Annotated in this window: 21 protein-coding genes; 15 read left to right on the forward strand and 6 right to left on the reverse strand. The window is 66.0% G+C overall.

All coding sequences use genetic code 11. The annotated features are described in order from the left end of the window. Positions 1–159 precede the first annotated feature (159 nt). Positions 160–585, forward strand: a complete 426-nt coding sequence (locus tag G6N42_RS04105) for a YchJ family protein (RefSeq protein ID WP_163726441.1) — start codon at positions 160–162, stop codon at positions 583–585. On the opposite strand, the gene ald is transcribed toward G6N42_RS04105, so the two are convergent. Further along, a complete protein-coding gene (gene ald, locus G6N42_RS04110; protein ID WP_163726444.1) occupies positions 586–1,701 on the reverse strand; it encodes an alanine dehydrogenase in 1,116 nt (371 codons plus the stop codon). It abuts the gene before it with no gap. A gap of 92 nt (positions 1,702–1,793) precedes the next feature. Here ald and aldR point away from each other — a divergent pair, with 92 nt between their 5' ends. The 7 genes from aldR to G6N42_RS04145 all read left to right on the forward strand — a co-directional run bounded on the left by aldR (position 1,794) and on the right by G6N42_RS04145 (position 5,973). Further along, positions 1,794–2,309, forward strand: a complete 516-nt coding sequence (gene aldR, locus G6N42_RS04115; protein WP_163726447.1) for an HTH-type transcriptional regulator AldR — start codon at positions 1,794–1,796, stop codon at positions 2,307–2,309. A 21-nt stretch (positions 2,310–2,330) separates the two neighbouring features. Continuing rightward, positions 2,331–3,065 carry a 4-hydroxy-tetrahydrodipicolinate reductase gene (gene dapB / locus G6N42_RS04120; RefSeq protein WP_163726450.1) on the forward strand — a complete coding sequence of 245 codons (735 nt, stop codon included), beginning with the start codon at positions 2,331–2,333 and terminating at the stop codon, positions 3,063–3,065. Continuing rightward, positions 3,065–3,529 (forward strand): tetratricopeptide repeat protein, encoded by a 465-nt coding sequence (locus G6N42_RS04125; RefSeq protein WP_163726453.1) that lies wholly within the window; start codon positions 3,065–3,067, stop codon positions 3,527–3,529. Before dapB ends, G6N42_RS04125 begins: the two co-directional genes overlap by 1 nt. A gap of 62 nt (positions 3,530–3,591) precedes the next feature. After that, positions 3,592–3,993: an NAD(P)H-dependent oxidoreductase gene (locus tag G6N42_RS04130; protein ID WP_163736950.1), complete on the forward strand. Its 402-nt coding sequence runs from the start codon at positions 3,592–3,594 to the stop codon at positions 3,991–3,993. 39 nt (positions 3,994–4,032) lie between these two features. Beyond that, positions 4,033–4,806 (forward strand): SDR family NAD(P)-dependent oxidoreductase, encoded by a 774-nt coding sequence (locus G6N42_RS04135; protein WP_163726456.1) that lies wholly within the window; start codon positions 4,033–4,035, stop codon positions 4,804–4,806. Positions 4,807–4,914: 108 nt separating this feature from the next. Beyond that, positions 4,915–5,397, forward strand: a complete 483-nt coding sequence (locus G6N42_RS04140) for a nitroreductase/quinone reductase family protein (protein ID WP_163726459.1) — start codon at positions 4,915–4,917, stop codon at positions 5,395–5,397. A 105-nt stretch (positions 5,398–5,502) separates the two neighbouring features. Then, entirely contained in the window at positions 5,503–5,973 is a 471-nt protein-coding gene (locus G6N42_RS04145) for a hypothetical protein (RefSeq protein ID WP_163736954.1), read from the forward strand. Positions 5,974–6,037: 64 nt separating this feature from the next. On the opposite strand, the gene G6N42_RS04150 is transcribed toward G6N42_RS04145, so the two are convergent. Genes G6N42_RS04150 through G6N42_RS04160 form a run of 3 tightly spaced genes read right to left on the reverse strand, consistent with a single transcriptional unit; the run spans position 6,038 to position 9,085 of the window. Further along, complete coding sequence (locus G6N42_RS04150) at positions 6,038–7,330, reverse strand: HNH endonuclease signature motif containing protein (protein ID WP_163726462.1); 1,293 nt, start codon at positions 7,328–7,330, stop codon at positions 6,038–6,040. A gap of 57 nt (positions 7,331–7,387) precedes the next feature. Then, a complete protein-coding gene (locus G6N42_RS04155) occupies positions 7,388–8,305 on the reverse strand; it encodes an HpcH/HpaI aldolase/citrate lyase family protein (protein ID WP_163726464.1) in 918 nt (305 codons plus the stop codon). Positions 8,306–8,347: 42 nt separating this feature from the next. Next, complete coding sequence (locus G6N42_RS04160; protein WP_163726466.1) at positions 8,348–9,085, reverse strand: dienelactone hydrolase family protein; 738 nt, start codon at positions 9,083–9,085, stop codon at positions 8,348–8,350. 60 nt (positions 9,086–9,145) lie between these two features. Here G6N42_RS04160 and G6N42_RS04165 point away from each other — a divergent pair, with 60 nt between their 5' ends. From G6N42_RS04165 to G6N42_RS04180, 4 genes are read left to right on the forward strand one after another with little or no spacing between them, the layout of a single operon-like run. Then, complete coding sequence (locus G6N42_RS04165) at positions 9,146–9,940, forward strand: thymidylate synthase (RefSeq protein ID WP_174262212.1); 795 nt, start codon at positions 9,146–9,148, stop codon at positions 9,938–9,940. Positions 9,941–9,971: 31 nt separating this feature from the next. After that, positions 9,972–10,457 (forward strand): dihydrofolate reductase, encoded by a 486-nt coding sequence (locus G6N42_RS04170; protein WP_163726470.1) that lies wholly within the window; start codon positions 9,972–9,974, stop codon positions 10,455–10,457. After that, positions 10,454–11,668 carry a winged helix-turn-helix domain-containing protein gene (locus tag G6N42_RS04175; protein ID WP_163726472.1) on the forward strand — a complete coding sequence of 405 codons (1,215 nt, stop codon included), beginning with the start codon at positions 10,454–10,456 and terminating at the stop codon, positions 11,666–11,668. Before G6N42_RS04170 ends, G6N42_RS04175 begins: the two co-directional genes overlap by 4 nt. Before the next feature lie 54 nt (positions 11,669–11,722). Continuing rightward, positions 11,723–12,472 carry an alpha/beta hydrolase gene (locus tag G6N42_RS04180; RefSeq protein WP_163726475.1) on the forward strand — a complete coding sequence of 250 codons (750 nt, stop codon included), beginning with the start codon at positions 11,723–11,725 and terminating at the stop codon, positions 12,470–12,472. Here G6N42_RS04180 and G6N42_RS04185 read toward each other — a convergent pair. Together G6N42_RS04185 and G6N42_RS04190 are read right to left on the reverse strand one after the other, a co-directional pair. Then, positions 12,465–13,052 (reverse strand): nucleoside deaminase, encoded by a 588-nt coding sequence (locus G6N42_RS04185; RefSeq protein ID WP_163726477.1) that lies wholly within the window; start codon positions 13,050–13,052, stop codon positions 12,465–12,467. The two genes, G6N42_RS04180 and G6N42_RS04185, sit on opposite strands and share 8 nt — an antisense overlap. Before the next feature lie 35 nt (positions 13,053–13,087). Continuing rightward, positions 13,088–13,387 (reverse strand): DUF4193 domain-containing protein, encoded by a 300-nt coding sequence (locus G6N42_RS04190; protein ID WP_083127576.1) that lies wholly within the window; start codon positions 13,385–13,387, stop codon positions 13,088–13,090. Between the two features lie 130 nt (positions 13,388–13,517). Here G6N42_RS04190 and thyX point away from each other — a divergent pair, with 130 nt between their 5' ends. The 3 genes from thyX to G6N42_RS04205 are packed head-to-tail and all read left to right on the forward strand — an operon-like array spanning position 13,518 to position 16,877. Continuing rightward, complete coding sequence (thyX, locus tag G6N42_RS04195; RefSeq protein WP_163726479.1) at positions 13,518–14,270, forward strand: FAD-dependent thymidylate synthase; 753 nt, start codon at positions 13,518–13,520, stop codon at positions 14,268–14,270. Between the two features lie 25 nt (positions 14,271–14,295). Further along, positions 14,296–15,198, forward strand: a complete 903-nt coding sequence (gene dapA / locus G6N42_RS04200) for a 4-hydroxy-tetrahydrodipicolinate synthase (RefSeq protein ID WP_163726482.1) — start codon at positions 14,296–14,298, stop codon at positions 15,196–15,198. Beyond that, positions 15,198–16,877: a ribonuclease J gene (locus G6N42_RS04205; protein ID WP_163726487.1), complete on the forward strand. Its 1,680-nt coding sequence runs from the start codon at positions 15,198–15,200 to the stop codon at positions 16,875–16,877. Before dapA ends, G6N42_RS04205 begins: the two co-directional genes overlap by 1 nt. Positions 16,878–16,881: the final 4 nt, after the last annotated feature.

A 16,881-nucleotide genomic window follows, 5' to 3' on the forward strand; every position in this document is an offset into this window, starting at 1 on the left:
CGGGTGTGCCTGGTCAGACGACTGCTACGGGGTGTGTGGAGCACCTGCAGCTGGACCAACGGTATCGGAGCAGCCCGCGGAAGGAATCGGGTGAAACCCTACGATGCGGACCTCAAAGACCCCTATAGCGCAGCAAGGTCGGCTTGGCACACTGTGAGCATGGATCCGGCCGCATTGTGTCCCTGTGGTTCGGAACTGCCGTTCGGGCGCTGTTGCCTACCGCTGCACCTGGGCGAACGTCAGGCCGAAACGGCCGAACAATTGATGCGGTCGCGCTACAGCGCCTACGCCGTAAACGATCTCAACTACGTCTGGCAGACGTGGCATCCGACGACACGGCCCCCGGAGCTGACGCCGGCGACCGGCTTGACGTGGACCGGACTGGAGATCGTCGACACCGTTGACGGGTTGAGCGGCGATGATTCGGGCGAGGTCGAATTCCGTGCGCACTACCGGCAAAGCCAACAAAACCGACGCTCAGGCCGATCTGCTCCTGGCGTCGCGGGGGGAACGCTGCATGAGCGGTCCCGCTTCGCCGTTCGAGCCCGTCGGTGGTTCTACATCGACGGGGAGTTGTTCGGGTGATCAGGCCAGCACGGTGCCCGGATCGGTGAAGGGCAGATCCAGATCGGTGGCGACCTGCTCGGAGAGCAGCGAGCCCTGGTGCGTCGACAGACCCTTGGCCAGCGCCGGATCGGCCTCGCACGCGGCCTGCCAGCCCTTGTCGGCCAGTTTCAGCACGTAGGGCATAGTGGCATTGGTCAGCGCGTAGGTCGACGTGCGCGGAACCGCGCCCGGCATGTTCGCCACGCAGTAGAACACGGTGTCGTGGACCGCGAAGGTCGGATCGTCGTGCGTGGTGGGCCGCGAATCCTCGAAGCAGCCACCCTGATCGATGGCGATGTCGACGAGTACCGCACCGGATTTCATGTGTGCCACAGTCGAATTCGTCACCAGCTTGGGCGCCTTGGCACCGGGGACGAGCACGGCGCCGATGACCAGATCAGCCTCCTTGACCGCGTCCTCCAGATCAAGTGTGGACGAGTAACGGGTCTCGATGGCGCCGCCGTACTCGGCGTCGATCTTGCGCAGGATGTTGATGTTGAGGTCGAACACGGTGACGTGCGCGCCCATGCCCCAGGCGACGGCGGCGGCGTTGTCGCCGGCCATGCCACCGCCGATCACCACGACCTTGGCCGGCGCGACGCCGGGGACGCCGCCCATCAGCACGCCACGACCACCGCGGGTTCGCATCAGGTGGTACGCACCGACCTGTGCGGCCAGTCGTCCCGCGACCTCGCTCATGGGGGCCAGCAGCGGCAGGGATCCATCGGCCAGCTGGACGGTTTCATAGGCGATGGACGTGGTGCCCGAGGCGAGCAGCGCGTCGGTGCACGGCTTGGAGGCGGCGAGGTGCAGGTAGGTGAACAGGGTCTGGCCCTCGCGCAGGCGCGAGTACTCGGCCTCGATCGGCTCCTTGACCTTGAGCAGCAGCTCGGCCTCGGCCCATACCTCGTCGACGCTGGGGATCATCTGCGCGCCGGCCCGCTTGAAGTCTGCATCGGAGATCGCGGAGCCCTCGCCGGCACCGGCCTGGATCAGGACCTCGTGGCCACGGTGGACCAGCTCGGCGACACCGGCCGGGGTGATGGCCACACGGAATTCGTTGTTCTTGATCTCGGTCGGGATGCCGACACGCATGATCGCTCCTATAGTCGAATTTGCTCCCTAAAGTGTGAGGAATATTCGATCGAATGGCAATAACTCTGGCTATTCTTCGTTAGAGTGCCGATATGTCCGAAGAAACATCGATCAGATCGGCGGGTCCACCGCGTTCGCCGAAGGATGTTCAGGCCGTCGATCTCGACGCCGTCGACCGGCGGATGCTGCTCACGCTTCATGGGGATGCGCGGATCTCCAACAGCGCTCTGGCCGACGCCGTCGGGATCGCCCCGTCGACCTGTCATGCGAGGCTGAAGCGACTGCAGGACCTCGGGGTGATTCGGGGTTTCTACACCGACATCGATCCGGCGGCCATCGGTCTGACGCTGCAGGCGATGATCTCGGTGAGCCTGCAATCCAACGCTCGCGGCAAGATCCACAGCTTCATCGACCAGATCAGACGCAAACCTCAGGTGATGGACGTCTACTTCCTGGCAGGTGCCGAGGACTTCATCCTGCACGTCGCCGCGCGCGACACCGACGACCTGCGGTCGTTCGTGGTGGAAAACCTCAACGCCGACACCGACGTGGCGGGGACGCAGACGTCGTTGATCTTCGAGCACCTGCGTGGCGCCTCCCCGCTCTAAGCGACCAACTAGGGTTGGCCCATGCGAGTGGCGGTGCTGGGGGCCAAGGGCAAAGTCGGCGCGACGATGGTGCAGGCAGTCGAAGAGGCTGCGGACCTGACGTTCACTGCGGGGGTCGACGCCGGTGATCCGCTGAGTGAACTGGTCGACTCGCGCACCGATGTCGTCATCGACTTCACGCATCCCGACGTCGTGATGGACAACCTGAAATTCGTGATCGACAACGGAATCCACGCGGTTGTCGGTACGACCGGCTTCACCGACGAGCGCATCAGCCAGGTCCAGCAGTGGCTGTCCGGCAAGCCGGATGTAGCAGTGCTCATCGCGCCGAACTTCGCGATCGGCGCGGTGCTGTCAATGCACTTCGCGCAGCAGGCCGCCAAGTTTTTCGAGTCTGTCGAAGTCATCGAACTGCACCATCCGCACAAGGCGGACGCGCCGTCGGGCACGGCCGTACGCACCGCCCGGCTGATCGCCGAGGCACGCAAAGACCTGCCGCCCAACCCCGACGCGACGAGCACGGGCCTCGAGGGTGCCCGCGGCGCCGACGTCGACGGTATTCCCGTGCACTCGGTGCGGTTGGCTGGCCTCGTCGCGCACCAGGAAGTGCTGTTCGGCACGCAGGGTGAGACTTTGACAATCCGACACGACAGCATCGACCGCACGTCTTTCGTACCCGGCGTGCTCCTCGCGGTGCGCAAGGTCGCCGAACGTCCCGGCCTCACCGTGGGTATTGAGCCGCTGCTCGACCTCTGATGAGTGAGAAATCGCGAGCGCTGCGTATCCAGCTGCTGATCGGCTTCATGTGCGTAGCGCTCGTCGTCTATTTCTTTCTGCTCGGCCGGATCGCGTTGGCGTTCCTCAGTTCCGGTGAACCCGCCGCAGTCGGGCTCGGTGCCGCGCTGATGATCATGCCGCTGATCGGCATCTGGGTTCTGGTCAGCACGCTGCGGGCCGGGCTTGCACACCAGCGGCTGGGCCGGATCGTGAAGGACGAGGGCATGGAACTCGACGTGAGCGCACTGCCGCGAATGGCCTCAGGACGGATCGAGCGCGAGGCCGCCGACGAGCTCTTCGCCGCCGTGCGCGACGAGTTGGAGCAGGACCCGAACAACTGGCGGCGATGGTATCGGCTGGCCCGTGCCTACGACTACGCAGGCGATCGCGGCCGCGCGCGCGAAGCCATGAAGAAGGCTGTCGAGATGGAGGAGCAGGGTTGAGCAGTCCATCGAACAAGACATTGCTGATCGTCCATCACACACCGTCGCCTCACTGCCAGGAGATGTTCGACGCCGTCGTATCCGGCGCCAACGACCCTGAGATCGAGGGCGTGGAGGTCGTGCGACGGCCGGCCCTGACCGTCTCGGCGACCGATGTACTCGAAGCGGACGGCTATCTGCTCGGCAGCCCCGCAAACCTCGGTTACATGAGCGGCGCTCTCAAGCACGCGTTCGACGTCATTTACTACCCGTGCCTAGACGCGACGCGTGGCCGACCCTTCGGTCTGTACCTGCACGGCAACGAGGGCACCGAGGGCGCCCGAAACGGGGTGACCGCGATCACGACCGGCCTGGGGTGGACGAAGGCCGCCGAATACGTTGTCGTCTCGGGCAAGCCGAGCAAGACCGATCTCGAATCGTGCTGGAACCTTGGCGCAACCGTCGCCGCTGGGCTGATGGGATAGCGTGGCTAACCCGTCACTGCGGCGAATGGGAGAAGAGCTGTGACCCAAGGACCTGGACGTCTGCTCGGCAAGTCGGCGGTGATCACCGGCGCGGCGATGGGGATCGGGCGGGCGACCGCCGAGGTCTTTGCCCGCGAGGGCGCACGTCTGATCGTGACTGACATTCAACGCGAACCGCTGCTTGGGCTAGCCGACGAATTGCGGCGTAGCGGTGTCGAAGTCGAGACGGTCGTCGGCGACGTCTCCGTCGAGGAGGACGCGCGGCGGATGATCGCGGCCGCAATCGATCGCTTCGGGAGGCTCGACGTGCTCGTTGCCAATGCCGGCATCATCCCGCTCGGCGACGCGACGGAGGTGACGGCCGCCGGCTGGGACGAAGTCATGGCGATCGACGGGCGCGGCATGTTCCTCACCTGCAAATTCGCGATCGAAGCGATGGTGTCGAACGGTGGAGGTGCCATCGTGTGCCTCTCCTCGATCTCGGGCCTGGCCGGCCAAAAACGTCAGGCGGCCTACGGACCGGCCAAGTTCGTCGCTACCGGCCTGACGAAGCACCTGGCGGTCGAGTGGGCCGACCGCGGCATCAGGGTGAACGCCGTTGCGCCGGGGACGATTCGAACAGAGCGGGTCAACCGACTTCCGGAGGAGCCGGGCGGCTCGGAATACCTCGCTGACATCGAGCGCATGCACCCGATGGGCCGACTCGGTGAACCGGCGGAGGTCGCTCGCGCCATCGCCTTTCTGGCCTCCGACGAAGCATCGTTTGTCACCGGTGCTGTGTTGCCCGTCGACGGGGGATTTTTGGCGCAATAGCGCCAACGTCATCGCGGCGGGCCTGGGCTGGACGAACGGCGCCGAATACCTTGTCGTATACGGCAACCCGAGCACAACCCTAGGTCAGCACGAACCGGAGGCAAATCCGTGGGGACGACTCCTGCGACATCGCGGTTCTTCAACGCCGTCAGCAACATTCTGCGCAGACCGTCGATGCGGCCCGTCACCCGAACAATCAGCGCGATGCACGCCCTGGCGTATCAGGCCACCGACGGCAGGGCCCAGAACGCGAAATATCCGACCATGCTGTTGACCGTCACCGGGCGAAAGTCCGGCAAACCACGAACCGTGCCGGTGGTCTACATCAAGGACGGCGATCGATTGGTGATCGCCGCGGCCTATTCGGGCAGTGACACCGACCCAGCATGGTGGCTAAACCTACGGGCCGATCCACGGGCCGAGGTGCAGGTCATGGGCTCAACCATGCAAGTCGAAGCTACCGAGGCGAGTTCGGACGACAGGCCGGAACTCTGGCGTCGGCTGGTTCAGATGTACCCGTATTTCGCAGACTACGAAAGGCGGACAACGCGGCAGATACCGGTCATCGTCCTGAACCCGGTCGGGCCTTGAAACAGTCCGGTGGCCGCCGGGGCGAACTACTATTGCCCCTCGACACGGACCGTTGGCGAAGCGCTCGCCGCAACACTTTTCGCACGAATCGGAGGAGGACGAGCGATGCCAGGGATAGCCGACCTTGCTTTGGGTGCAGCGCCGATCGCCGGCGGTGCCCTGCTGGGTGCCGCGGCGGGCAGCTTCAAGGGTCCTGACGTCCGCGGCATGATCGCCAAAGACATGGACTTGCTGGAACGTATTCCCGACGACCAGCCAGAACTCAAAGAACGTCTGAAGGCGAGCATCAACGAGCGCATCAACGATCTGGTCGAAGGAACGGAGCGTTCGCGGGCGATACGCGAAGCCGCGATGTCCTACAGCGGAAATTGGCGCGACATCGTGGTGTTCATCTGCGCCGTCCTGTTCACGATCGTCTGGTGGAACGTCAGCCACAGCCGTTCCAACTGGCTCGTGATGTTCATCGCGATGATCATCTTGTCCGTGGTCGCGGCCATATACGCGGGCCGGGGGATTGCGCGCGCCATCGGCAGCTACCTACACCGGAACGACGAAAAAGCTCAACAATCGCCGTGATCAGTGCGTGCGGTCCAGCAGGTAGTACATCAATTGCTCGACGCGCCAACCTGTTTGAGCCACGTTAGTTGTCGCTCTGTGGTGTTGGTTGGAAGGGGGTGTACCACTTCCATTGGGCGCGTTCGCCGGTGGGTCCGCGGTAGGGCGCGGCGTCGGGTGGGGGTCGGGTGGGTGGTCGGGCGAGTGATCCCGGGGTGAGGGTTCGGCCATGGCTGTCGGTGACGGTGATGTTGGGGGCGGGTCCGGTGATGGTGATGACGCCGCGGTGGTGGGCGCGGTGGTGGTAGGGGCACAGCAGGACCAGGTTGTCCAGGTCGGTGGGGCCGCCGTCTTCCCAGTGCTGGATGTGGTGGGCGTGCAGTCCGCGGGTGGCTCCGCAGCCGGGCACCGCGCAGGTGCGGTGGCGGTGTTCTAGGGCGCGGCGTAGCCGGCGGCCGATGGTGCGCGTGGCGCGCCCGGCACCGAGGGGTTGTCCGTCGCGGTGGAACCACACCTCACAGGTGGCGTCGCAGGTGAGGTATCGGCGGTCGGCGTCGGTGAGCAGCGGCCCCAGGTGCAGGTTGGCGATGCGGTCTTTGACGTCGAGGTGCACTACGACGGTGGTGTGCTGGCCGTGGGGGCGGCGGGTGGCGTCGGCGTCCCAGCCGGCTTCGACCAGGCTCATGAACGCCTCACCCTTGGTGGGAAACGGCGACGCTACCGCGGCGGGCAGGGTGTCGGTGTCGTGGTCGCGTTTCCACGCGGCGACCGCGGCATCCAGATGGGACTGCACGGCCGCGTCGAAGGTTGCGGCGTCCAGGTGCGACAGGGTGATTTTCCAGGTGGTGGTCTGCTCGTCGCTGTGGATGGTGGTGATCGTGGGCCGCGGCGCCGGCTCGGGTGCGGGCTCGGCCTCGGGTGGGGTGTCGCGCCAGGGGTCGGGTTCAGATGGCAGGGGGGGTTCGGCCTTGAGGGCGGTGTTGAGCTGGCTGACGGTGGCGACCTCGGCCAACGTCACGTAGTGCCCATCAGAACCCTCACCGGCTTTCTCGGCGATGATGGCGACCTGATCCAGTGACAACCGGCCTTCGCGCAGGCCCGCCATGCACAGCGGAAACTGTCGGGCCCGGTGCGCAATCGCGGCGATCTTCCCGGCGTTTCTGGTCGAGGAGCCGGTCTTCCACGCCACCAGCGCCGAGAGCGAGCGACACCCGGTCATGCCGACCAGGTTGTCGTGGTCCATCTCGGCCACGATGTCCACGATGCGCGCGTCGATGGCGTTGCGCTGACCCATCAACTCACCCAGCTCGCCGAACAACACCTCCAGCCGGTCTTTCGGACGCACGACCGCCGCGTCGGCGGCGGCGATCGAAGACATGACCCCATCAAAACAACAGGGTCCGACAAGTACGGCCGTCCAGAGACGAGGAAAAGCTCAGTAGTGGTAGGTGTCCGACGGCGCGGGGATGTGTGCCGGGTCGTCGACGTCGTCGAACTCCGATTCGTGAATGCCGTAGGACCGAGCGAGGTCGAGGATCTTGTTGGCCCGCGCGATACGCGGCAGATCGGAGCCGTTGCGGATCTCGCCGCCGTCACGTTCGAACTCGGTGAAAAACTCCTTGGCCCAACTGATCTCCTCTGCCGACGGTGACAGTCCCTCGTTCACAGTCGGGCATTGATCGGGTGTCAGGCAGATCTTGCCCGTCATCCCGAACTCGGCGGACACCGCCGTCGCCTCACTGAGTTTGAGCGCACTCGAACCGACCGTCGGCCCGTCGATCGCGCTCGGGAGATGCGCGGCCTTGGCCGCGATCGTGAACCGTGAACGCGCATAAGCCAGCGTCGTCGGGTTGTCCCCGAAGCCGGTATCCCTTCGGAAGTCGCCGATGCCGAACGCCAGGCGGAATGTGCCCTTGGTGGCCGCGATCTCGGTGATGCGCTCCAGACCGCGCGCCGTCTCCACCAGCGCCACGATCGGCACGTTCGGCAGCCGCTTGGCGGTTTCGGTCACGTGGTCGACGGACTCCACCATCGCGAGCATCACCCCGCCGGGCGACAACTTGCTCAACGCGTCGAGATCGTCGGCCCACCACGGCGTACCGAACCCGTTGACGCGGACCCAGTCACTGTTGCCCTCGCTGAGCCACCGGATCACGTTTTCCCGCGCGCTCAGCTTGTCCTTCGGGGCGACCGCATCCTCGATGTCGAGGACGACGATGTCGGCGCGCGACGCCGCCGCGGGTGCGAAGCGGTCGTACTGCGCGCCGTTGACCAACAGCCAACTGCGGGCCAGTACCGGATCGATGCGCGATCCGTCGCCGGAATCCGAGTGTTCTGCCGTCGCATGGTCCATGCGTTCATCGTGGCGCACCCGTCACCACCGGCGCTACGGGGGTCAGCCCAGGTGCGCGCCGAAGAACGACTGCATGGCGTCCCAGTGCCGTTTGGCCGCCGCCTGGTCATAGGGCCCGTTGTCCGGTACGGCGAAGCCGTGCGCGGCTGCGTACCACTCGATCGTGTGCTCGACGTCGGCGGCGGTGAGCGCCTTGTCCAGGGTTTCAGCTGCTTCCGGGGTGAAGGACGCGTCGTTCTCCGCGCCGCCGACGTAGACGGCCGCTGTCATCTGATCGGCGAGCAGGTGCGGGCTGCCGGGGTCGTCGGCCGCCAGACCGCCGCCGTGGAATGACATCGCCGCCGCGACACGCTCCGGCACACGACCCGCGACCATCAGCGACGTCCGCCCGCCCATGCAGTATCCGGTGGTGCCATACGCCTCGCCGGCGACCTCCGGCCGTGCGGACAGGTAGTCGAAGAAGGCCGCCGCGTCGGCGGCCATGATGTCCGGCGTCACCTTCGAGATCATCGAGAACAGGCGCTTGCGCTCGTTCTCGTCGCTGAATACCGACGCCATCTCGAACGGGGCCCAGTCGCCGTCGCGGTAGTACACATCGGGCACCAGGACGGCATAGCCGTAGGCGGCCAGCTGGTCGCCCATCTCGCGAAAGGTTTGGCGCGTCCCGCCGGCGTCGGGATACATGACGATTCCCGGCCACGGTCCGTCGCCCTCGGGAGTGTGCAGCGTCACCGGGCAGGTCCCGTCGGCGGTCGTGATGGAGTCGGTGATTGTCGGCATGCCTTCGGTTCTACTCCTGCCCTCTGGACGTAAGCTGACCGAGTGCCGGTCACTGGGTCTATAAGCACGCCGTATGAGGACCTCCTTCGCCTGGTTTTCGAGCGTGGGACAGCGAAATCGGACCGCACCGGCACCGGCACCCGCAGCCTGTTCGGTCACCAGATGCGCTACGACCTGACGGCCGGCTTCCCGCTGCTCACCACCAAGAAAGTGCACACGAAGTCGATCATCTACGAGCTGTTGTGGTTCCTGCGCGGCGACTCGAACGTGCGCTGGCTGCAGGAGCACGGCGTCACGATCTGGGACGAATGGGCTTCTCCGACAGGCGATCTGGGGCCCGTATACGGCGTGCAGTGGCGGTCGTGGCCCACTCCGTCGGGTGAGCACATCGACCAGATCAGCGCGGCGCTCGAGCTGCTCAGGTCGAATCCGGATTCGCGCCGCAACATCGTCTCGGCCTGGAACGTCGGCGAGATCCCGCAGATGGCCCTGCCTCCATGTCACGCGTTCTTCCAGTTCTACGTGGCCGACGGCCGGCTGAGCTGTCAGCTCTACCAGCGCAGCGCCGACCTGTTCCTCGGCGTTCCCTTCAACATCGCCAGCTACGCGCTGCTCACCCACATGATGGCGGCCCAGGCCGGGCTCGAGGTGGGGGAGTTCATCTGGACCGGTGGTGACTGCCATATCTACGACAATCACGTCGAGCAGGTCACCGAACAGCTGAGCCGCGAGGCGCGGCCCTATCCGGAACTTGTTCTCGCACCGCGTGATTCGATCTTCGACTACACCTACGGCGACGTTGTGATCAAGAATTACGACCCGCACCCGGCGATCAAGGCGCCCGTGGCTGTATGACGGCCTGCTTGCAGGGCCGGAACGGACAGCCGTGACGACGGTGGGGCTGATCTGGGCCCAGTCGACTTCCGGTGTCATCGGTCGCCGGGGAGGTATTCCGTGGCGGCTGCCCGAGGATCAGGCCCGCTTCAAAGAGCTCACGATGGGACGCACCGTCGTGATGGGGAGACTGACCTGGGAGTCCCTGCCCGCCAAGGTCCGGCCGCTGCCGGGCCGCAGAAATGTCGTACTGACCCGGCAAGCTGACTACATGGCCGACGGTGCGCACGTGGTTCCCCTACTTCAGGACGCTCTGACCGACGACATCACCTGGGTGATCGGCGGCGAACAAATCTATACGCTGGCGCTCCCGCTCGCGACGCGGTGCGAGGTCACCGAGGTGGAGATCGACCTGCCCCGCGACGACGGCGATGCGGTGGCGCCCACGCTGGACGAACAGTGGATAGGCACCGAAGGGGAGTGGCTCACCAGTTCCTCCGGTCTGCGCTATCGGTTCTTCAGCTACGTTCGCCCGTGAGCGTGCTGACCTCGGCGCAGGCGCGCAGAATCGCCGTCGCGGCCCAGGGCTTCGCCGAACCGCGACCGAGTGGGGCAGTGACGCGCGCACACCTGCGTCGGCTGATCGCGCGGATCCAAGTGCTGCAGCTGGATTCGGTGTCGGTGGCGGTCCGCGCGCACTACGCGCCGGTGTTCAGCAGGCTGGGCCCGTACGACCGCGACGTGCTGGATCGTGCGGCGTGGAGCCACAGCGCCCGCTCGCCACGCCTGCTCGTCGAATACTGGGCGCACGAGGCCGCTCTGATGGCGGTGGACGACTGGCCGCTGATGCGGTGGCGCATGCGCGAGTACACGCATGGCCGCTGGGGCAAGGAGATCGTCAAGAAGAACGGACGGCTGGCCGACGACATCGTCACCGCCATCGCCGAACTCGGACCGTCGACCGCCGGACAAATCGAAGCCCACCTCGGCGCCGACCAGCGCGGCCGAAAGGGCCCGTGGTGGGACCGCAGCGACACGAAGTGGGTGACGGAGGCGTTGTGGTCGGCCGGCGTCCTGACCACCGCCACTCGCATCGGGTTCGCCCGCCACTACGACCTCACCGAGCGGGTGTTGCCGCCGGAGGTCGTGGTCAGGGAGGTCGATGACGAGGAGGCGCTGCGAGAGCTGACGCTGCGGGCCGCCGGTGCGCTCGGCATCGGCACGGAGACCGACATCCGCGACTACTTCCGGCTGTCGCCGAAACTGTCCAAGCCGGCGCTCGCCAAGCTCGTCGCCGACGGGGAACTGGAGCAGGTCGAGGTCGACGGTTGGGCGGCGCCGGCGTACCTGCGTGCTGGTCAGATCGTGCCCCGGCGCGACCGTGGCACGGCGCTGCTGTGCCCGTTCGACCCGTTGATCTTCTTCCGCCCGCGCGTGGAGCGGCTGTGGCAATTCCATTACCGCATCGAGATTTACACGCCCGCCCCCAAGCGCCAGTTCGGGTACTACGTGTGGCCGTTTCTGCTCGACGGCAGGCTTGTCGGCCGCGTCGACCTCAAGGCCGATCGTGCGCAGGGGACGCTCAACGTGGTCGGTGCATTCGCCGAAGTGGGGGAGCAGCCTGCACGATTGGCGGCGCCGTTGGCGGCGGAATTGCAGACCATGGCGGCGTGGCTGGGGTTGACCGACGTCACGGTGGGCAAGCGGGGTGACCTGGTGACGCCCCTGAAGCGAGCCCTCACCCGCTGAACCATTACCTCGCGAGTAATCGATTCGACGCCCAATCATCGCCAGTATGAGGGCATGTCCAGACCACCGATTCTGCTCCTACACGGCATGTTCAGCACCCCGAAGCTGCTGTCGGGCTGGGTGAGCCTGCTCGAGTCGGCCGGCTACCGAGTCCACGCACCTGCGTATCCCGGCCACGATCCGGTCGACATGGCGGTCCTGTCGCGGGTTACGTTGTCCGACTACATCGCTGCCGCGCTCGCGGCCTACGACGAGTTGGACGAAGCGCCGATCGTGATCGGGCACAGCATCGGGGGTCTGGTCGCCCAGCATGTGGCGGCGGCCCGTGAGCCAAGAGCGGTGGTGCTGCTGGCGCCGGTGCCGCCCGGTGTGTTGTGGCCGCAGTTGCGCTCGTTGCCCCACCTGTTTCCGATCATGCCGAGTCTCCTCAAGGGCCGACCGGTGAAGCCGTCGGTGGAAACGTTTCGCGCGGTCCCGCTATTCGGGCTGCCCGGGGCGGAGCAGCAGGAGGTCATCGCCGGGTTTGTTCCCGATTCCGCACATGTGTTCCGCTCGATGAGCCTGGGCAGCCGCGACACCCGCGTCGATCCGCGCGCTGTGCACTGCCCGGTGTTGTGCGTCAGCGGCGGTGCCGATCGCAACGTCGCTACGTGGATCTCACGTCGCATCGCGCGCAGGTATTCGGCCCAGGATCACCACCACCCGGACCTGCCTCACTGGATCGTCGCGGACTCGGCGCTACCTCAGGTCGCGCCCCCGGTGCTGGCATGGCTCGACGCGCGAGTCACCGAATCCGTCAGTTGAACGGAATGTCGTTGTCGGCCTTGGAGTCTTGATACCGCTGCGACAGTCCGGCGTAGACATCGCGGATGCACCGGTCCTGCTCGAGCAGTCGGCTGCGCAGCGGTTCGGGTTCGGCGTCGACGAGGTCGCGGATCGAACGGCCGGTCCAGAACGCGTTGGTGTGCCGGTAGTTGCCGTCCTCGACGCCGAACACCTCTTGGAGGATTCTCAGGTCGTGGGGGATGCCGAATGCGTCGCGCGAATCCTGATACGTGAAGAAGTAGTAGAAATTGTCGAACCCGGCCCATGTGATGGCCGACAGGCACAGGGGGCAGGGTTCGTGGGTGGATAAGAACACCAGGTCGCGCGTGGCCGGCCGGTCTGGCAGTTCGTAGAACCGGTTGAGGGTGCTGATCTCGCCGTGCAGCAGCGGGTTGTCGGTCTCGCTGTTCGTGCCGCACAGCACCAGCGACATATCGGATTTGCGGAGCAGCGCGGCGCCGAACACCTTGTTGCCCGCCGCGACGCCACGCTCGGTCATCGGCAGGATGTCGCGCTCCATCACATCGAGCAGACGCGATGCCACGGTCGGTCCTCCCACGGCGTCACCCTAGCGCCGATGGCGGCGCCAGAAGGTCAGACGCAGTCCGCGCACACCAGTCTGTCGCCAGACTGCAGCGCGAGCCGGTTGCGGTGCTGCACCAGGAAGCAACTGGAGCAGGTGAATTCGTTGGCCTGCTTCGGGATCACCCGAACGGTGAGCTCTTCACCCGACAGGTCGATGTCGGGCAGGTCGATCGCGTCGACGGCATCGCCGTCGTCGACATCGAGTACCGCCACGTCGACCTTGTCTCGCCGGCGCGCGGCGATCTCCTCCAGAGACTGGTCGCCTTCGTCCGTGTTCTGGGTACGGGGCGCGTCGTAATCAGTGGGCATCGGCCACTCTCCCTCCAAGTCCGGTGCTGCGTTAAACGCCGACCGAGGACCGCATAATTCCCTTCCGATCCGCAGCCCAAACCCGCACGTCAGTCCCAACCGTGACGAGGCGCTCGCGCTAGGGTGAGCCGTGGCCGAGATCGCGCCGTTGCGTGTACAGCTGATCGCCAGGACGGAGTTCGCGGCGCCGCCTGATGTGCCGTGGAGTACCGACGCCGAGGGCGGGCCCGCGCTGGTGGAGTTCGCCGGACGTGCGTGCTATCAGAGCTGGTCAAAGCCCAATCCGCGGACCGCGACCAATGCCGCCTATCTGCGGCACATCATCGATGTCGGCCACTTCTCGGTGCTCGAACACGCGTCGGTGTCCTTCTACATCACCGGGGTCTCGCGGTCGTGCACCCACGAGTTGATTCGGCACCGCCATTTCTCCTATTCGCAACTGTCGCAGCGCTATGTCCCCGAGCACGAGGCCCAGGTCGTCCTGCCACCCGGTATCGAGAACGATCCCGAACTCGAAGAGATCCTCACCGCCGCCGCCGACGCCAGTCGCGCGACGTACACCGAACTGCTGGGCAGGCTGGAGGCTCGGTTCGCGGACGAGCCCAACGCCGTCCTTCGACGTAAGCAGGCCCGACAGGCTGCCCGGGCGGTGCTGCCCAACGCCACCGAGACCCGCATCGTCGTCACCGGCAATTATCGCGCGTGGCGGCATTTCATCGCGATGCGCGCCAGCGAGCACGCCGATATCGAGATTCGCCGGCTGGCCATCGAGTGTCTGCGCCAACTTATCGAGGTCGCACCGCAGGCGTTCTCGGACTTCGAGATCTATGCGCTGGCTGACGGCACGGAGGTGGCAACCAGCCCGCTAGCCACAGAGGCGTGATCCCGAGCGAGTAATCTCACTGTTCGTGAGTACCGGCGGATTCGACGTGACAGCCCAGTTGGGCACCGTGCTGACCGCGATGGCTACCCCGTTCAAGCCTGACGGCACCCTGGACACCGACACCGCGGTCCGGCTGGCGACCCGCCTGGTCGACGCGGGCTGCGATGGCCTGGTGCTGTCCGGCACCACCGGTGAGTCGCCGACGACGACCGACGGCGAGAAACTGACGTTGCTGCGGGCGGTACTCGAGGCGGTCGGGGACCGTGCCCGTATCATCGCCGGCGCCGGAACGTACGACACCGAGCACAGCATTGAGCTCGCCAGGGCCTGCCACGGCGAGGGTGCACACGGCCTGCTGGTGGTGACGCCGTATTACTCGCGTCCGCCACAGGCCGGGCTGGTCGCGCATTTCACCGCGGTCGCCGACGCCACGCCTCTGCCGATGGTGCTGTACGACATTCCGCCGCGCTCGGCCATCCCGATCGAATGGGACACCATCCGGACGCTGGCCACCCATCCCAACATCGTGGCGATCAAGGATGCCAAGGGAGATCTGCACGGCGGCGGGCAGATCATCGCCGAGACGGGGCTGGCCTACTACTCCGGCGACGACGCGCTGAACCTGCCGTGGCTGGTGATGGGCGCTGTCGGGTTCATCAGTGTGTGGGGCCACGTCGCCGCGAGTCAGCTGCGGGACATGTTGTCGGCGTTCAACTCCGGCGATGTCGCGACGGCACGCAAGATCAACGTCACGCTGGGACCGCTGGCCGCCGCACAGGCACGTCTGGGCGGTGTGACGCTGGCCAAGGAGGGGCTGAGGCTGCAGGGTTTCGAGGCGGGTAACCCGCGGCTGCCGCAGATACCGGCGACACCGAACCAGATCGACGAACTAGCCGCAGATATGCGGGCCGCCACGGTGCTGCGCTAGTGAACGGAGAACTCGCACCGCCGGGGCCACTGGCCCCCGGGGGACTTCGGGTCACCGCGCTGGGCGGCATCAGCGAAATCGGCCGCAACATGACGGTTTTCGAGCATCTGGGCCGGCTCCTGATCGTCGACTGCGGTGTCCTGTTCCCGACGCACGATGAGCCCGGGGTCGATCTGATCCTGCCCGACCTTCGCCTGATCCAGGATCGTCTGGACGACGTCGAGGCACTGGTGCTCACCCACGCGCACGAGGACCACATCGGTGCCATCCCGTTCCTGCTCAAGCTGCGTCCCGACATTCCGGTGGTCGGATCGAAGTTCACGCTGGCGCTGGTGAACGAGAAATGCCGCGAACACCGCATCAAGCCGGTGTTCGAGGAGGTGGACGAGGGTCAGAGCTCGAGGCACGGCGTGTTCGAATGCGAGTACTTCGCCGTCAACCACTCCATCCCGGGCTGTCTGGCCATCGCGATCCACACCGGTGCGGGCACCGTGCTGCATACCGGCGACATCAAGCTCGACCAGTCGCCGCCCGACGGCAAGCCGACCGATCTGCCGGGCATGTCACGACTCGGTGATTCCGGAGTGGACCTGTTCCTGTGCGACTCGACGAACGCCGAGATCCCCGGAGTGGGGCCCTCGGAGAGCGAGATCGGCCCGAACATTCACCGGCTGATGCGTGGGGCACAGGGGCGCGTCATCGTGGCCTGCTTCGCATCGAATGTCGGTCGCGTGCAACAGATCATCGATGCGGCAGTGGCGCTGGGCCGCAAGGTGTCGTTCGTGGGCCGGTCGATGGTCCGCAACATGGGGATCGCCAAGGAGCTGGGCTACCTCACGCTCGCCAACGATGACGACATCATCGACATCGGCGCCGCGGAGACGATGGCTCCCGAACGCGTGGTGCTCGTGACCACGGGCACGCAGGGCGAAACGATGGCCGCGCTGTCGCGGATGTCGCGCGGTGAGCATCGCAGCATCACGCTGACGGCCGGCGATCTCATCATCATGTCGTCATCGCAGATACCGGGCAATGAGGAAGCGATCTTCGGCGTCCTGGATGCCCTGGCCAAGATCGGTGCCCGCGTGGTGACGAATGCCCATGTGCGCGTGCATGTCACCGGCCACGCCTACGCCGGGGAACTGCTCTTCCTCTACAACGGCGTCCGGCCGCGCAATGTGATGCCAGTGCACGGAACCTGGCGGATGCTTCGGGCCAACGCGGCGCTGGCGACACGCACCGGGGTGCCCGAGGAAAACATCGTGCTGGCCGAGAACGGTGTCAGCGTCGATCTGGTGGCGGGCCGGGCATCGGTCTCCGGTGCGGTGTCGACGGGCAAGATGTTCGTCGACGGACTCGTCCTCGGGGATGTCGGCGAGACGGTTATCGGTGAACGGCTCACGCTGTCTTCGGGTTTCATCGGAATCACCGTCGTGCTGCGAAGCGGCACCGGTAAGCTGGCGTCGGCGCCGCAACTGCACTCGCGCGGTTTCTCGGAGGACCCGAAGTCGCTGGAACCCGCGACGCGGAAGGTCGAGGAAGCGCTGGAAGCCCTTGCCGCCGAACGGGTGACCGATATCAACCGCATCGCCCAGGCGGCACGGCGGGCGGTCGGCAAGTGGGTCGGCGAGTCCTATCGCCGCCAGCCGATGATCGTACCGACGGTCATCGAGATCTAGCGGC

This window comes from Mycobacterium gallinarum (assembly GCF_010726765.1).
In the GTDB taxonomy this organism is placed as follows: domain Bacteria; phylum Actinomycetota; class Actinomycetes; order Mycobacteriales; family Mycobacteriaceae; genus Mycobacterium; species Mycobacterium gallinarum.

Excerpts from the sequence above, each read along its gene's own strand:
- G6N42_RS04105 (WP_163726441.1), top strand. The coding sequence starts at position 160 with ATGGATCCGGCCGCATTGTGTCCCTGTGGTTCGGAACTGCCGTTCGGG.
- ald (WP_163726444.1), bottom strand. The coding sequence starts at position 1,701 with ATGCGTGTCGGCATCCCGACCGAGATCAAGAACAACGAATTCCGTGTG.
- aldR (WP_163726447.1), top strand. The coding sequence starts at position 1,794 with ATGTCCGAAGAAACATCGATCAGATCGGCGGGTCCACCGCGTTCGCCG.
- dapB (WP_163726450.1), top strand. The coding sequence starts at position 2,331 with ATGCGAGTGGCGGTGCTGGGGGCCAAGGGCAAAGTCGGCGCGACGATG.
- G6N42_RS04125 (WP_163726453.1), top strand. The coding sequence starts at position 3,065 with ATGAGTGAGAAATCGCGAGCGCTGCGTATCCAGCTGCTGATCGGCTTC.
- G6N42_RS04130 (WP_163736950.1), top strand. The coding sequence starts at position 3,592 with ATGTTCGACGCCGTCGTATCCGGCGCCAACGACCCTGAGATCGAGGGC.
- G6N42_RS04145 (WP_163736954.1), top strand. The coding sequence starts at position 5,503 with ATGCCAGGGATAGCCGACCTTGCTTTGGGTGCAGCGCCGATCGCCGGC.
- G6N42_RS04150 (WP_163726462.1), bottom strand. The coding sequence starts at position 7,330 with ATGTCTTCGATCGCCGCCGCCGACGCGGCGGTCGTGCGTCCGAAAGAC.
- G6N42_RS04155 (WP_163726464.1), bottom strand. The coding sequence starts at position 8,305 with ATGGACCATGCGACGGCAGAACACTCGGATTCCGGCGACGGATCGCGC.
- G6N42_RS04160 (WP_163726466.1), bottom strand. The coding sequence starts at position 9,085 with ATGCCGACAATCACCGACTCCATCACGACCGCCGACGGGACCTGCCCG.
- G6N42_RS04180 (WP_163726475.1), top strand. The coding sequence starts at position 11,723 with ATGTCCAGACCACCGATTCTGCTCCTACACGGCATGTTCAGCACCCCG.
- G6N42_RS04190 (WP_083127576.1), bottom strand. The coding sequence starts at position 13,387 with ATGCCCACTGATTACGACGCGCCCCGTACCCAGAACACGGACGAAGGC.